16 protein-coding genes are annotated in these 15,564 nt (G+C 61.5%); 13 read left to right on the forward strand and 3 right to left on the reverse strand.

Annotated features, from left to right (window positions below; all coding sequences use genetic code 11):
- Positions 1–21: 21 nt before the first annotated feature.
- Positions 22–861 (forward strand): NAD-dependent protein deacetylase, encoded by an 840-nt coding sequence (locus tag HU755_RS12425; RefSeq protein WP_186632959.1) that lies wholly within the window; start codon positions 22–24, stop codon positions 859–861.
- Positions 862–981: 120 nt separating this feature from the next.
- Here the strand turns inward: HU755_RS12425 and HU755_RS12430 are convergent, their stop codons facing one another.
- Positions 982–1,878, reverse strand: a complete 897-nt coding sequence (locus tag HU755_RS12430; protein WP_186551647.1) for a LysR family transcriptional regulator — start codon at positions 1,876–1,878, stop codon at positions 982–984.
- A 288-nt stretch (positions 1,879–2,166) separates the two neighbouring features.
- On the opposite strand from HU755_RS12430, the gene HU755_RS12435 reads away from it, so the two are divergent.
- From HU755_RS12435 to HU755_RS12445, 3 genes are read left to right on the forward strand one after another with little or no spacing between them, the layout of a single operon-like run.
- Positions 2,167–2,865, forward strand: a complete 699-nt coding sequence (locus HU755_RS12435; RefSeq protein ID WP_186632962.1) for a CoA transferase subunit A — start codon at positions 2,167–2,169, stop codon at positions 2,863–2,865.
- A 24-nt stretch (positions 2,866–2,889) separates the two neighbouring features.
- A complete protein-coding gene (locus HU755_RS12440; protein ID WP_016774134.1) occupies positions 2,890–3,555 on the forward strand; it encodes a CoA transferase subunit B in 666 nt (221 codons plus the stop codon).
- An 11-nt stretch (positions 3,556–3,566) separates the two neighbouring features.
- Entirely contained in the window at positions 3,567–4,748 is a 1,182-nt protein-coding gene (locus HU755_RS12445) for an acetyl-CoA C-acetyltransferase (protein WP_186632965.1), read from the forward strand.
- A 223-nt stretch (positions 4,749–4,971) separates the two neighbouring features.
- Here HU755_RS12445 and cobF read toward each other — a convergent pair whose 3' ends face one another.
- Positions 4,972–5,727 carry a precorrin-6A synthase (deacetylating) gene (gene cobF, locus HU755_RS12450; protein ID WP_186632968.1) on the reverse strand — a complete coding sequence of 252 codons (756 nt, stop codon included), beginning with the start codon at positions 5,725–5,727 and terminating at the stop codon, positions 4,972–4,974.
- On the reverse strand, positions 5,727–6,296 hold the full coding sequence (locus HU755_RS12455; RefSeq protein ID WP_186632971.1) for a histidine phosphatase family protein: 570 nt from the start codon (positions 6,294–6,296) through the stop codon (positions 5,727–5,729). The genes cobF and HU755_RS12455 overlap by 1 nt, the downstream gene beginning before the upstream one ends.
- Before the next feature lie 323 nt (positions 6,297–6,619).
- On the opposite strand from HU755_RS12455, the gene HU755_RS12460 reads away from it, so the two are divergent.
- The 9 genes from HU755_RS12460 to HU755_RS12500 form a co-directional block, all read left to right on the forward strand.
- Positions 6,620–7,474, forward strand: a complete 855-nt coding sequence (locus HU755_RS12460) for a MurR/RpiR family transcriptional regulator (protein WP_186619302.1) — start codon at positions 6,620–6,622, stop codon at positions 7,472–7,474.
- A gap of 2 nt (positions 7,475–7,476) precedes the next feature.
- A complete protein-coding gene (locus HU755_RS12465; protein ID WP_186632973.1) occupies positions 7,477–8,121 on the forward strand; it encodes an isochorismatase family cysteine hydrolase in 645 nt (214 codons plus the stop codon).
- Positions 8,118–9,449: a glutamine synthetase gene (locus tag HU755_RS12470; protein WP_186632976.1), complete on the forward strand. Its 1,332-nt coding sequence runs from the start codon at positions 8,118–8,120 to the stop codon at positions 9,447–9,449. Before HU755_RS12465 ends, HU755_RS12470 begins: the two co-directional genes overlap by 4 nt.
- The gene (locus HU755_RS12475) at positions 9,433–10,185 is read left to right on the forward strand and encodes an N-formylglutamate amidohydrolase (RefSeq protein ID WP_186551655.1); all 753 of its coding nucleotides are present in this window, start codon (positions 9,433–9,435) and stop codon (positions 10,183–10,185) included. Before HU755_RS12470 ends, HU755_RS12475 begins: the two co-directional genes overlap by 17 nt.
- A gap of 79 nt (positions 10,186–10,264) precedes the next feature.
- Positions 10,265–11,614 carry an APC family permease gene (locus tag HU755_RS12480; protein ID WP_186632979.1) on the forward strand — a complete coding sequence of 450 codons (1,350 nt, stop codon included), beginning with the start codon at positions 10,265–10,267 and terminating at the stop codon, positions 11,612–11,614.
- Positions 11,615–11,733: 119 nt separating this feature from the next.
- The gene (locus HU755_RS12485) at positions 11,734–12,750 is read left to right on the forward strand and encodes an arginine N-succinyltransferase (RefSeq protein ID WP_186632982.1); all 1,017 of its coding nucleotides are present in this window, start codon (positions 11,734–11,736) and stop codon (positions 12,748–12,750) included.
- A gap of 61 nt (positions 12,751–12,811) precedes the next feature.
- Positions 12,812–13,846 (forward strand): arginine N-succinyltransferase, encoded by a 1,035-nt coding sequence (astA, locus tag HU755_RS12490; protein ID WP_186632985.1) that lies wholly within the window; start codon positions 12,812–12,814, stop codon positions 13,844–13,846.
- 191 nt (positions 13,847–14,037) lie between these two features.
- On the forward strand, positions 14,038–14,907 hold the full coding sequence (locus HU755_RS12495; RefSeq protein ID WP_186619295.1) for an oxaloacetate decarboxylase: 870 nt from the start codon (positions 14,038–14,040) through the stop codon (positions 14,905–14,907).
- 267 nt (positions 14,908–15,174) lie between these two features.
- Positions 15,175–15,564, forward strand: a 390-nt coding sequence (locus HU755_RS12500) for a hypothetical protein (protein WP_186632988.1), incomplete at its 3' end; no start/stop codon positions are given.

Here is a 15,564-nt window from a genome sequence, read left to right on the forward strand (position 1 = left end):
GCCCACTCTGGAGTGCTGACCATGCTCGACAGCCCGACCCGCGACCTCGACACGCTGCAACAGGCGATGGCCGATGGCGATTTTCTCGTGCTGACCGGTGCCGGGATCAGCACACCGTCGGGCATTCCCGATTACCGTGACAGCGAAGGCGTACGCCGTGGCCGGCAGCCGATGATGTATCAGGAATTCCTCGCGGCCGCGGAGTCTCGTCGTCGCTACTGGGCGCGGGCCATGCTCGGCTGGCCGAAGGTGCGCCAGGCGCAGCCGAATGCGGCGCACCAGGCCTTGGCCGCGCTGCAGCGCCATGGGCTGCTCCGCGACCTCATCACGCAAAACGTCGACGCCCTCCACGACCAGGCAGGCAGTGCTGATGTGATCGAATTGCATGGCAACTTGCATCGTGTGCTGTGCCTGGATTGCGGCCAGCGCAGTGAGCGCGACACAATTCAGCAGTTGATGGAGCGGCAAAACCCGTATCTGGCGGGCGTGGACGCCGTCCAGGCACCCGATGGCGACACCCTGCTCGACCCGGCGTTCGAGGCGCGCTTCGAGGTGCCGCATTGCCCTCATTGTGCCGGCGAGCGGTTGAAACCGGATGTCGTATTTTTCGGTGAGAACGTCGCGCAACACACCGCCGCCCGGGCGATGGCCGCGGCAGAGCATGCCGCGGGAATGTTGGTGGTAGGTTCTTCGTTGATGGCGTATTCGGCGTTTCGCCTGTGCCGGGTGATCTCTGACCGCGGCAAGCCGCTGATTGCGCTCAATCTGGGCAAGACTCGCGCGGACGATTTGCTCGACCTGAAGATCGAAGCGTCTTGCGAACAGCTGTTGCCGCTGCTGACCGAACGCCTTCTTTCCTGACCACACCACTTCCCTGTGGGAGCGGGCTTGCTCGCGAAGGCGATCTGTCTGCACCGAAGACATTGACTGGCAGGACGCCTTCGCGAGCAGGCTCGCTCCTACAGGGGGATTGCCTTGGGGTCAGGAAGGCAGGCGTTCACTCAGGTTTTCCTGCTGGAGAATGTCGAATAATGCTTGCGCCGCTGCCGACAGTTCATTGCCCGGCTCGGTCAGCACGCCGATGGCGCGTTCCACCGAATCCTTCAAGGTCAGGCAGTGCGCGCCCAGCTCCTGCATTTGCCCGGCACACAATGCCGGAACCGCACTGACGCCCAGGCCACTGGCGACCATTCTGCCGACGGTCGCCAATTGGTGGCTTTCGAATTCCACCGGCAATTTCATCCCCCGCGCCTGCAAATGCTCCTCCAGCATCACCCGCACCGTCGATGGTCGCTGCAAGGTAATAAATGGCTCTTGCAGTAACGTCTGCCAATCGATCTCGCCGCGCTGCGCCAACGGCGAATCCATCGGCACCACCGCCACGAAGCGATCCCGGTACAACGGCGTGAAGGTCATCGAGGTGTTTTGCATGGGCTCAAATGCCACGCCCAGTTCAACCTGACGATCGCGAACCATTTCCAGCACTTGCTCGTTGATCACGTCGTTGACCGTAACGTTGACGTTGGGATATCGCGCGCGAAACGTCTTCAGGATCGGCGGCAGCAAGTTGCCGGCAAACGACGGCATCGCCGCCAGCGTCACGCGCCCGCGTTGCAGGCTGAAGCGTTGACGCATTTCGTCTTCGGCGTTGTCCCAGTCTGCAATCAGCCGCCGCGCCAGTGGCAGCAAGGATTCGCCTTCTGCCGTCAGCGCCACATTACGCGTGTTGCGGCTGAACAGACGCCCGCCCAGGCCTTCTTCCAGCGCCTTGATAGTCAGGCTCAACGCCGATTGAGATAAATGCAGACGCTCGCAGGCCACGGCGAAACTCAGGCTCTGGGCCACGGCGAGAAAGGCGCGGATCTGTTTGATGGTCATGGTCGCTTCGCTCCAGTTGTAAGCTGCAAGCGTCAAGCTGCACGCCTCGGTTACTGATCGTTTGATCGTTCCCACGCTCCGGCGTGGGAATGCAGCCCGTGATGCTCCGCATCACTGGACGCGGAGTGTCCCTGCAGGCATTCCCACGCGGAGCGTGGGAACGACCAAATCGTTATTGAGCTTTATCAATCAATCAACCGTAAAAATCAACTTAACAAATATATCTATCAGCGCGACACTCCAACCATTCGGCTAGCCAGCCGCCCGCAAATAATAAAAGAGGTGCCTATGGCAGGTTTCGACAAGCGTGTGAGTTCCTACGAGGAAGCCCTGGCCGGGCTTGAGGATGGCATGACCATCATCGCCGGCGGCTTCGGCTTGTGTGGCATTCCGGAAAACCTGATCGCCGAGATCAAGCGCAAGGGCACCCGCGACCTCACGGTGGTTTCCAACAACTGCGGCGTCGATGGCTTCGGTCTTGGCGTGCTGCTCACCGACCGTCAGATCAGCAAGGTCGTCGCCTCTTACGTTGGCGAAAACAAGCTGTTCGAAGACCAACTGCTCAAGGGCGAAATCGAGGTCATCCTCACGCCGCAGGGCACCCTCGCCGAGAAGATGCGCGCGGGCGGCGCCGGCATTCCGGCGTTCTTCACCGCCACCGGGGTCGGCACCCCGGTCGCCGAAGGCAAGGAAGTGCGTGAATTCAACGGGCGCAAGTACCTGATGGAAGAATCCATCACCGGTGATTTCGCCATCGTCAAAGGCTGGAAAGCCGACCACTTCGGTAACGTCGTCTACCGCCACACCGCGCAGAACTTCAACCCGCTGGCCGCCACCGCCGGCAGAATCACCGTGGTCGAAGTCGAAGAAATCGTCGAGCCCGGCGAGCTGGACCCGAGCCAGATCCACACCCCGGGCATTTACGTCGATCGGGTCATTTGCGGCACGTTCGAAAAACGCATCGAACAGCGCACCGTCCGCAAATAATTCAGGGCTACGGAGAACAACAACATGGCACTTACCCGCGAACAAATGGCTCAGCGCGTCGCCCGCGAAATGCAGGACGGCTACTACGTCAACCTCGGCATCGGCATTCCGACCCTGGTCGCCAACTATATTCCCGAAGGCATGGAAGTCATGCTGCAATCGGAAAACGGCCTGCTCGGCATGGGACCTTTTCCTACCGAAGAAACCATCGATGCCGACATGATCAACGCCGGCAAACAAACCGTGACCGCACGCATCGGCGCGTCGATCTTCAATTCCGCCGAATCCTTTGCGATGATCCGCGGCGGCCACGTTGACCTGACCGTGCTTGGCGCATTCGAAGTGGACGTCGAGGGCAACATCGCCTCGTGGATGATCCCCGGCAAACTGGTGAAAGGCATGGGCGGCGCGATGGATCTGGTGGCCGGTGCCGACAACATCATTGTCATCATGACCCACGCGTCGAAGGACGGTGAGTCCAAGCTGCTAGCCAAATGCAGCCTGCCATTGACCGGCGCCGGCTGCATCAAGCGTGTACTGACTGACCTCGCCTATCTGGAAATCGAAAATGGCGCTTTTGTCCTCAAGGAACGCGCACCTGGCGTCAGCGTCGAGGAAATCGTCGCCAAAACCGCTGGTAAACTGATCGTCCCGGATCACGTACCGGAAATGCAGTTCGCTGCCCAGTGAGGAATTTGAAAATGCAAGACGTCGTCATTGTTGCCGCCACGCGTACCGCGATCGGCAGTTTCCAGGGTGCCCTGGCCAATGTTTCCGCGGTGGATCTGGGCGCGGCGGTGATCCGCCAGTTGCTCGAACAGACCGGTCTGGACGGTGCGCAGGTCGATGAGGTGATCATGGGCCAGGTGTTGACCGCCGGTGCAGGCCAGAACCCGGCGCGCCAGGCCGCAATCAAGGCCGGCCTGCCCCACGCCGTACCGGCCATGACCCTGAACAAGGTCTGCGGCTCGGGCCTCAAGGCTTTGCACCTCGGCGCACAAGCGATCCGTTGCGGCGACGCTGAGGTGATCATCGCTGGCGGTCAGGAGAACATGAGCCTGTCCAACTACATCATGCCGGGCGCGCGCACCGGTCTGCGCATGGGCCACGCACAAATCGTCGACACGATGATCAGCGATGGCCTGTGGGACGCCTTCAACGATTACCACATGGGCACCACCGCCGAAAATCTGGTCGACAAATATGAGATCAGCCGCGAGCAACAGGACGCGTTTGCTGCCGCGTCTCAGCAAAAAGCGGCTGCCGCGATTGAGGCTGGTCGCTTCGTTGATGAAATCACCCCGATTCTGATCCCGCAGCGCAAGGGCGATCCTGTCGCCTTCAAGGTTGACGAACAGCCACGCGGCGATACCACCGCCGAGTCCCTGGCGAAACTGCGCCCGGCCTTCAAAAAGGACGGCAGCGTCACCGCCGGCAACGCTTCGTCGTTGAACGACGGCGCGGCCGCAGTGATCCTGATGAGCGCCGAGAAAGCCAAAGCCCTGGGCCTGCCCGTGCTGGCAACCATCGCCGCTTACGCCAATGCGGGTGTTGACCCGGCGATCATGGGCATCGGCCCGGTTTCGGCGACGCGCCGTTGCCTGGACAAGGCCGGCTGGACCCTTGACCAACTCGACCTGATCGAAGCCAACGAAGCGTTCGCCGCACAATCGCTGGCGGTGGCCAAGGATCTGCAATGGGACCTGGACAAGGTCAACGTCAACGGCGGCGCCATCGCCCTCGGCCACCCGATCGGTGCCTCGGGCTGCCGCGTGCTGGTCACGCTGTTGCATGAAATGATCAAGCGCGATGCCAAAAAAGGTCTGGCGACCTTGTGCATCGGTGGCGGTCAGGGTGTGGCGCTGGCGCTGGAACGCGCCTGATACAGCGTTCAAGGCCAATCGCGGATCCACGACATCGGCGGTGGGCTGGCAACAAAAAACCCGGTGCGACTGGCGTTGCACCGGGTTTCTTTTTGCTGTCCAGAATCTGTGGTGAATGTGCCGCCGTCATCGCGAGCAGGCTCACTCCTACATTTGAATTGTGAACCCAGTCAATTGTAGGAGTGAGCCTGCTCGCGATAGCGCCGGCACGTCCACTGACAATTCAGGGCTTACGCAGCAAATAGGTATCCATGATCCACCCATGCTGCGCCCGCGCCGCCTTGCGCACCCGTTCAATCTCGTCTGCGACATCCGCCAGCCGGCCGCTGAGGAGAATTTCGTCCGGCGTGCCCAGGTAAGCCCCCCAGAAAATCTCCGTCTGCCGATCCGCCACCCGCTGATACGCGTCCTCGGCGTCAAGCATCACCACCAGACTGTCCGCCTCACTCGCCTGCCCCGCCGCCAGGCGACGTCCCGTGGTGATTTCCACCGAGCGCCCGATCGCGTTCAGCGGCACTTTGTGTTGCGCCGCCAAGGCCTGAACGCTGGTGATGCCAGGAATGACTTCGAAATCAAAAACACACGTCCCGGCAGCCAGGATCGCCTGGAGGATGCGCACCGTGCTGTCGTATAACGCCGGGTCGCCCCACACTAGAAAACCGCCGCACTGACCGTCGGCCAATTCGTCATTGATCAGGCGCTCGAAGGTCTGCTGCCGGGCGCGGTTCAGCTCATCGACGCTTGTGGCGTAGTCGACGTCGCCACGCGCGCGCTCCGGGCTGTGTGCTTCGACGAAGCGGTACGCGGGCTGCGTGATGTAGCGCTCACAGATCTCGCGGCGCAAATCGATCAGCTTGTGCTTGCGCTGACCTTTATCCATCAGGAAGAACACATCGACCCGATTCAGCGCTTTCACTGCCTGCATTGTGATGTAGTCCGGATTCCCGGCACCGATACCGATCACCAGCAAGTGTTTCATCAGCGTGCTCCTTGGAGGTCAGCCCCAGGCAAACGTAACCGCCAGAGGCCGTTGAACTGCAACTCGACGGTCGACAGCGGTTCGACATCAATCGCGTTGAACGCCGCGCCCTGCATCACGTGCAGCAAAGCCGCACGCATGACGTAAGGATGGGTCACAGCAACCACATGCCCCGGATTGAGCTGAACTTCACACAACCAATTCGCGACCCGTGCACGCAACTGCGCCACTGACTCGCCGCCATGAGGGGCGGCCTGCGGATCGCTCAGCCAGCGCTGCAACGCATCGGCCTCGCTCGCCTGCAAATCCTTGAGCGTTCGACCCTGCCAGCGCCCCCAATCGCAATCGCGTAGCGCTGGCTCCACCTGAGCATCCGCACCGAACCACGCGGCAGTCTGCCGGGTACGCAGTTCCGGACCGCAGATCAGCCGGCGTGCAGCGCTGAAACGTGTAGGAAAAAGGTCGGACGCCTGACACGAATTTTCAACAGGCTCGTCAGTAGGAAATATCGCCAATTTCTGTGCGACGGTTCGCGCATGGCAGATCAATGTCAAACGGCTGCTTTGCACATGCTTTCACTCGGTTGAAGGTTATTGAGAATCAAGGAGGTGCCGCCGTTTTTTGGAGTAGACCGACGGAAACAGGGGGCCTCATGGTTATGCACTGTAGCGCTGGCAAGCGCAAAGACGGCAATTTCGCACGCTGTCGTAGGCGATGGACTACAAGGCAGATCGACTTACGTGTAGCCCTTTTGATACGGGCTGTTTGCCCTGTTTCGGGGCCGCTTAAACAGCTACAAAAATTCACTAGACATGTAGCCACAGTTACATAAATACTCTTTTAACGGATTGTGAAGCGAATTCAACAACCCCCTCATCCAGCAGGAGCCCGGATGCCCCCTCTTAGAGATCTGATCACCAACCCCGGCCTGGATCTTACGCCGTCGGAGCGCAAAGTCGTTCGCGCGCTGCTTGATCAGTATCCACGCAATGGCCTTGGCCCGATGGCGCGGCTGGCCGAACACGCCGGCGTCAGTGATCCGACCATCGTCCGGCTGGTAAAAAAGCTCGGTTTCAGCGGCTATGCCGAATTTCAGGATGCCTTGCTCAGCGACATGGACCATCGCCTGCGTTCGCCACGCACGCTGTTACAACCGCGCGCCCAGCACAATAAAGACGACGTCTGGGGCCATTATCTGGGCGAGAGCCATCGCTTGCTGGTAGACACCCAATCGCTGACCCAGCCGGAAGACGTGCGCATCCTCACCGAATGGCTGCTCGACACCCGGCATCAGGTGTATTGCTTTGGCGGTCGTTTCAGCAGCCTGATGGCCACCTACCTGCTCAACCATCTGCGCCTGTTGCGTCCGGGTTGTTTTGCTTTGGAAGACAACGCACTGCTGCCTGACCGGCTGTTCGATCTGCAACGTCAGGACGTCGTCCTGGTGTTCGACTATCGCCGTTATCAGACCCAGGCCCTGCGCGTGGCCGCGGCGGCAAAAAACCACAGCGCCCGGGTGGTGCTGTTCACCGACATCTATGCCTCGCCACTGCGTGAAATGGCCGACCTGATCATCAGCGCGCCGGTGGAATCGGCGTCGCCCTTCGACACCATGGTGCCGGCGCTGGCACAGGTCGAGGCGCTGATTGCCTGCCTGACCCAGCGCGGCCCGGATCTGGCCGATCGCCTGGAAGGCATCGACGCCCTGCGCAACGACTTCGCCACCCACCTGCTGGAGGATAAATAAGGATGTTCAGCCTTCCCCACCGCTCGCCGCGGGATCTGCCGTTTGTCACCGACCACACGGCATTGCTCCTGGTTGACATGCAGCGTGCCTGGCTCGAACCACAGTTCGATCCTCACCTCAATGACCCGGACGCGGCGTATTTCCTTGAGCGTGCCCGTGGGCAGGTCATACCCAATCAGCAGCGCTTGCTCGGGGCTTTTCGTCAGGCCCGGCAAAACGTCCTGCATACCTTGATCGAAAGCCTGACCGCCGATGGCCGCGACCGCTCGCTGGACCACAAGCTGTCGGACATGCACCTGCCCAAGGGCAGCCCGCAGGCACAGGTAATCGCCGAGCTGACTCCGCTGGAAAATGAAGTCATCTTGCCGAAGACCTCCTCCGGCGTGTTCAACTCGACCGCCATCGACTACGTGCTGCGCAACCTCGAAACCCGCCACCTGATCATTGCCGGCATCGTCACCGACCAGTGCGTCGACATGGCCGTGCGCGACGCCGCCGACCGTGGCTACCTGGTGACGCTGGTCGAAGACGCCTGCGCCACCTACAGCGCCGAACGCCATCACGCCTGCCTGAATGCGATCAAGGGTTACTGCTGGATCACCGACACCGCCACTGTGCTCGGCCGTCTGCAGGAGATGCAGCCATGAGCGCCCGCCTGACGCCGCTGCCGATGACGACCCTGGTGACCACCGACCTGATCGGCATCACCCGGGGCCGCTCGTTTCCCACCGATGAGCTGGAGCATTATGAAGTGGCCGGTTGCGGCTGGGTGCCGGCCAACAGCGCGTTGACCCCGCAAGACATCATTGCCTCAACCAACCCGTGGGGCGCGTATGGCGACTTGCGCCTGATTCCCGACCTGAGCAGCCGCGTCACCGTCGGCACTGGCCCGGACGCCGACGCGCCGGCGCTGGACTTCATTCACGGCGACATTCGCGAGACCGATGGCCGACCGTGGGGCGCCTGCCCGCGCACGTTGCTGCGCGATGAGATCGAGCGTTATCGCGAGACGCTGGGCTTGCAGGTCAATGCTGCCTTCGAACACGAATTCAACCTGCACGCGGGCATCGCCGAACATTCGGCGTTTTCCCTGGAAGCCCAGCGTCAGGGCGCCGAATTCGGCGGCTGGCTGCTCAGCGCTTTACGCGCCGGCGGCGTCGAGCCGGAAATGTTCCTGCCCGAATACGGCAAGCATCAATACGAAATCACCTGCCGACCGACACTCGGCGTGGCCGCGGCAGACCGCGCGGTGAACGTGCGCGAGATCAGCCGCGAGATCGCCCGGCAGATGGGCCTGGCGCTGAGTTTCGCGCCGAAGACCGCCGCCAATGCCGTGTGCAACGGCGTGCATCTGCACATCAGCCTGCTCGACCTCGCCGGCCAGCCGGTGCTGTACGACGCCGGCACCATCAATGGCCTGTCGCAAATTGGCCAACACTGGGCGGCTGGCGTCTTGCACTATTTGCCGGCCTTGTGTGCGTTCACTGCACCGACGCCGGTGTCGTACGAGCGCTTGCAGCCGCATCACTGGAGCGCGTCCTACGCCTGCCTGGGGCAACAGAACCGTGAGGCGGCGCTGCGCATCTGCCCGACGGTGACCCTGGGCGGCAAGTCCGTGGCCCGGCAATTCAATCTGGAGTTCCGCGCCATGGACGCCACCGCCTCGCCACACCTGGCCATGGCCGCACTGCTGATCGCCGGCCGCCTGGGCATCGAGCAACGACTGGCGCTGAACGCAATCACCGACGAGATTCCCGATTCACTCAACGACGAGCAACGCAAGGCCCGGGGCATTGTTGCCCTGCCCGCCTCGCTGGCGCAGGCGCTGGATTGCCTGCGCGACAGCGGCGCCTTCAACGAATGGCTGCCCAAGCCGTTGCTCGACACCTACCACGCCCTTAAAACCGAGGAACTGGCGCTGACGGAACAGCTCTCGCCCGCTGACTTGTGTGAGCACTATGCACGCCTGTACTGAATCCGCCGAACTGGGGTTATACACCCGACCGGTCTATAACCTTAGTCGCGAGCAGTCGACGACGCCGTTGATTCTCGTGTGCGAGCACGCCAGTCGCTACATCCCCAAGGCCCTGAACAATCTGGGCCTGGACGATGCAGCGGCGGCTGAACACATCGCCTGGGACATTGGCGCCCTGGAACTGGCCGAGCAACTGTCGCAGCAACTGAATGCGACGCTGTTGAGCGCCAACTACTCGCGACTGCTGATCGACCTCAACCGCCCACGCCACGCGCCCGACAGTATTCCGACGCAGAGCGAGATCTATCAGATTCCGGGCAACCGCGAGCTTGACGAAGCCACCCGCGAGTACCGCCGGCAGAAGTTGTTCAAGCCGTTTCATGCGCGCTTGCAGACGCTGATCGACGAGCGCATTGCCCAAGGCCAACCGGTGCGGGTCGTAGGGATTCACAGTTTCACCCCGGTGTATTACGGCCAGCCGCGACCGCTGGAAATCGGCGTGCTGTTCGGCCAGGCGCAGGCCTACGCCCAACGCGTACTCGACGGTCTCGACAAACACTCGCTGAAAGTGGCGGGCAACCAGCCATACCGGATCGACCCGCTGGGCGACATGACAGTGCCGGTCCATGGTGATGCCCGGGGCCTGGACTCGGTGCTGATCGAGGTGCGCAACGATCTGCTGCGCAACCGCGAAGACGTGTCGCGCTGGGCCGATTACCTCGCACCACTGTTGTAGGAAAACTCTGCTGACGCTGTAAATGATCGACCGCCATAACAACTGAAACGACCGATTGCCAGACAAGGAGTTGCGCTTCATGGAAATTGAAGAATTCGGCTACAAACAAGAGTTGAAACGGAGTCTGACCCTAACCGATCTGGTGGTTTACGGGATGATCTTCATGATTCCCATCGCCCCGTTCGGTGTGTATGGCTACGTCAACGCCGAAGCGCCGGGCATGGTGCCGCTGGCGTACATCATCGGCATGGTGGCAATGCTGTTCACGGCGCTGAGCTACGGCAGCATGGCCCGCGCTTTTCCGATTGCGGGCTCGGTGTATTCCTACGCGCAGCGCGGCCTGAATCAACATGTCGGTTTCATCGCCGGCTGGCTGATGCTGCTCGATTACCTGCTGATTCCGCCGCTGCTGTATGTGTATGCGGCGATGGCCCTGAACCATCTGTATCCGGACATTCCCAAGGTCGGCTTCATTCTGGCGTTCCTGGTCAGCGCGACGTTCGTCAACCTGCGCGGCATCACCTTCACAGCGCGGATGAACATTGTCTTTCTGCTCGCGCAGCTGGTGGTCCTCGGCATTTTTCTGTTCTACGCCTGGACTGCCCTGCACAGTGGCGGCGGCAATGGTGAGTTGACGCTGGCGCCGCTGTATCACCCGGAAACCTTCAACTTCGCCCTGCTGATGCAAGCGGTGTCGATTGCGGTGCTGTCGTTCCTGGGCTTCGATGCGATTTCCACGCTTGCCGAGGAAATCAAGGGCGACCCGGGCAAGAGCGTCGGCAAAGCGGCGTTGATCACGCTATTGGTGATGGGGGTGATATTTGTCGCGCAAACCTGGATCGCCACCGACCTGGCGGCCGGCATGGGCTTCAAGTCCGCCGACACCGCGTTCTATGAAATCGCCGAAATCGCCGCCGGTAGTTGGCTGGCCACGCTGACCGCCGTGGCAACCGCTCTGGCCTGGGGCGTCGCCGTGGCAATCACGTCGCAGGCTGCGGTGTCGCGCCTGCTGTTTGGCATGGCCCGCGACGGCAAACTGCCAAAAGTGCTCGCCAGGGTTCATCCGAAACACAACACACCGTACCTGAGCATCTATCTGGTGGCGGTGCTGTCGCTGGTGATCTGCTATCTGTTCATCAACTCGGTCGACACCCTCACCTCGCTGGTCAACTTCGGCGCGCTCAGCGGTTTCATGCTGCTGCATCTGACGGTCATCAACTACTACTGGCGTCGGCAGAAGTCCGGTCGGGTGGTACGCCATCTGCTCTGCCCGGCGATCGGCTTCAGCATCGTTGCGGCCATCATGTACAACATGGGCGTCGATGCCCAGAAACTCGGGCTGATCTGGATTGCGTTGGGTCTGGTCTATCTGTTTTTCCTCAACAAGCTTGGCGCCAGTACGGCGCTGCCTGACCCGAGCAACGGCTGACAAGAAAAAGAGCGGCGTCTGACAACAAATCAGGCGACCGCCGATTTATCGCGTGGACACCGACAGTGATAGTCAGGCTTGGCGAACGCGCCAAGCCTTTTGATACAGGAGTTACATCCATGCTGGTCTTACGCCCGGTCGAGCAGAGCGACCTGCCCCAGCTACAGCAACTGGCCCGCGACAGTCTGGTCGGCGTGACCTCGTTGCCTGACGACCGCGAACGCCTGCGCGACAAGATTGCCGCCTCCTGCGCTTCGTTCGACAGCGAAGCGGCAGCGCAGGGCCCGGAAAACTATTTTTTCGTCCTGCAAGACCTCGACAGCCAGCAACTGCTCGGCTGCTCGGAGATCCTCGCCACCGCCGGTTTCAACGAGCCGTTCTACAGCCTGCGCAACCGTCACTTCACCAGTGCCTCGCGGGAGCTGAACATCGAACACGGCGTGCCGGCATTGTCGTTGTGCCATGACCTCAGCGGCCACACCTTGCTGCGCGGTTTCCACATCGATCCGACGCTGGTGCGCACAGCATTTTCCGAGCTGCTGTCACGGGCGCGCCTGCTGTTCATCGCCGCACACGCGCCACGTTTTGCCGAGACGGTGATTACCGAAATCGTCGGTTACAGCGACGCAGACGGCCATTCACCGTTCTGGGATGCACTGGGCAAACATTTCTTCGACTTGCCCTACCTCGAAGCCGAACGCCTGTGCGGATTGCAGAGCCGGACATTCCTCGCCGAACTGATGCCGCAATACCCGATCTACGTGCCGATGTTGCCGCAAGCGGCGCAGGACTGTATTGGCAAGATTCACCCGGACGGCCAGGAAGCGTTCGACATCCTGGCGCGGGAAGGTTTTGAGACCAACAGCTACATCGACCTGTTCGATGCCGGCCCGACGCTGTATGCGCGCACGACGAACATCCGCTCGATCGCACGCAGCCAAACTGTCGCGGTGCAACAACAGCCACACATCGATGCGCGCGGGCGTTACCTGCTGAGCAACGATGCACTGCACGGTTTTCGAGCCGTAGTGGCCGAACTCGATTATCAACCCGATCAACCGCTGTGCCTCACCCCCGCCCTCTGTGCGGCGCTGAACGTGACCGAGGGCAGCCCGATCCGGCTGATTGCCCTGTGAACCGCGCCCGGTTCCGAACCCCACGACAGCGCCCCGCCAGGCGCGCAAAAGGAGCTACAGCATGATTGTCCGTCCGGTCAAAGTCAGCGACCTGCCCGCCTTGATGACCCTGGTGCAGCAGGCGGGCCCGGGGTTCACGACCCTGCCGGCCAACGAAGACCGCCTCGCTCACCGGGTGCGCTGGGCACAGCGCGCGTTCGCCGAACAGGTGGAGCGCGCCGACGCCGATTATCTGTTTGTACTCGAAGACGACGAATCGCGCGTGGTCGGCGTCAGCGCAATGGCCGGCGCCATTGGCCTGCGCGAGCCCTGGTACAACTACCGGCTCGGCGTGACCGTCAGTTCAGCGCCGGACCTGGGCATTCAAAGGCAAATTCCGACGTTATTTCTCAATAACGAGCTGACCGGCCAATCGGAGCTGTGCTCGCTGTTCCTGCGCCATGACCAGCGCGTCGGCAGCAACGGCCGCCTGCTATCGCTCGGCCGCCTGCTGTTCGTCGCCGAGTTTCCTCACCTGTTTGGCGAAAAGATGATTGCCGAACTGCGCGGCAATGCCGACGAGCAAGGCTGTTCGCCGTTCTGGGACAGCCTGGGCCGGCACTTCTTCCAGATGGACTTCAGCCATGCCGACCACTTGTCGGGATTGGGCAACAAAGCCTTTATTGCCGAACTGATGCCGCGTCAGCCGCTGTACACCTGCCTGCTCACCGAGGCGGCTCAGGCGGCTATCGGCCAGACGCATCCGAACACTGAGCCTGCGCTGAAAATCCTCCAGGCCGAGGGGTTTGCCCACAAAGGCTATATCGATATTTTTGACGGTGGCCCGGTGATCGAAGCGCCGGTGCGCAATATCCGCACCGTGCGCGACAGCCTTGAACTGACCCTGAGCCTCGGCAGCCCGGACGACCAGGCGCCGTTGTGGCTGATCCACAACCGCCGTCTGGAGAACTGCCGAATCACCGTAGCCCGCGCCCGACGAGTCGGCGACAGCCTGGCGATCGACCGTCTCACCGCCAAACGCCTGCAGTTGCAACCGGGCAATTCGGTGCGGGCGGTGCTGCTGCCCCATCAGCAACAGCAGGCCGCCGCTGCCTGATACGCCGCTCCCCCCGTGGCGAGGACCTTGCTCGCGTTTCGAAGATGAATCCTTTCAGCTCGGGACTGCCATAAACGGCTCCCCGACAAATTCGTCATGATTATTGACCCATTCGCGTGATAGCCTTTTCATTCTTCGGCGTTGACACCTTTGCTCAAGCCTTTCCATTCCTTTGTATTGGTGGAACTCGTATGACCAGGCTTTCTCATCAAGATTTGCGCCGTAATTTTCGTCAGTTACTGGCCTCCGACACCTGCTACCACACGGCCTCGGTGTTTGATCCTATGTCGGCGCGCATCGCGGCCGACCTCGGTTTTGAAGTGGGGATTCTCGGTGGATCGGTGGCTTCGTTGCAGGTGCTGGGTGCACCGGACTTTGCCCTGATCACCCTCAGCGAGTTCGCCGAACAGGCCACACGCATCGGCCGTGTCGCCCAGTTGCCGGTGATCGCCGACGCCGACCACGGTTACGGCAACGCCCTCAACGTGATGCGCACCATTGTCGAACTGGAACGCGCCGGCATTGCCGCCCTGACCATCGAAGACACCCTGCTGCCTGCGCAATTTGGCCGCAAATCCACTGACCTGATCACGGTCGCCGAAGGCGTCGGCAAGATCCGCGCGGCACTGGAAGCGCGGGTCGACACGGAAATGGCGATCATCGCCCGCACCAACGCCGGCATTCTGCCGATCCAGGAAATCATCAGCCGCACCCGCCAATATCAAGCCGCGGGCGCCGATGGCATTTGCATGGTCGGCGTGCAGGATTTCGATCAACTGGAACAAATCGCCGAACACCTGACGGTGCCGCTGATGCTGGTGACTTACGGCAACCCGGCGCTGCGCGACGACAAGCGCCTGGCCGAACTTGGCGTGCGCGTAACCATCGACGGGCATGGCGCCTATTTCGCGGCGATCAAGGCAACCTACGACAGCCTGCGCGAACAGCGGCAGATCTTCACCCAGGCCTCCGACCTGAGCGCCACCGAGTTGACGCACACTTATACCCAGCCGGAGGAATACATTCTCTGGGCCAAGGAATACATGAGCGTCAAGGAGTGATGTGAACGCTGCACCGGCCCCTTCGCGAGCAGGCTCGCTCCCACATTTGGTCCGTGGCGGACCCAAAACCTGTGATCGCTAAAGACCCCCTGTGGGAGCGAGCCTGCTCGCGAAGGGGCCGGCACTGACTCCGTGTTTCTTACAAGCACAACTCGAAACCCGCACCACCCGTCGGATGCCCGTCTGCACCTGTCAGATCTGACAGGTGCGCAAGCCCACCAATACGCGTTAACTCACTCCGTCGCCTTTGCCCACGGAGTCAGCGCCATGTCCAGCCCCAGCAACCCCCTCGTACTCGCGGAACTCGATATCCCTGGTCGCACCGGCCCGGTAGCGGAAACTCCGGTGAAAATCTGGGGCATCAACATCGCGGCCGCGTTGGGCAATTTTCCACTTTATGGTCTGCAGTGCCAGGCGGGTCCGTGGGGGAACATGGCGGTTGGCGACAAGTTGACCATCTTCTGGGGCACCGGGCAAAACGTGTGGGTTGAAACCGTCGACCAGACCGAAGTCAAAACGCAACTGAGTATGTTCGTGCCTTCCCGGCACATGGTCGATGGCCTGTTCGCGGTGTCCTATTCGGTCAAGCCCTTGGGCGGCACGGATCAACCCTCCGAAGTCATGCAGGTGCAGGTCAAGCTCACTCGCCCGGGCGGG

It is taken from the genome of Pseudomonas sp. SWRI111 (genome assembly GCF_014268555.1).
Lineage (GTDB): Bacteria > Pseudomonadota > Gammaproteobacteria > Pseudomonadales > Pseudomonadaceae > Aquipseudomonas > Aquipseudomonas hamedanensis.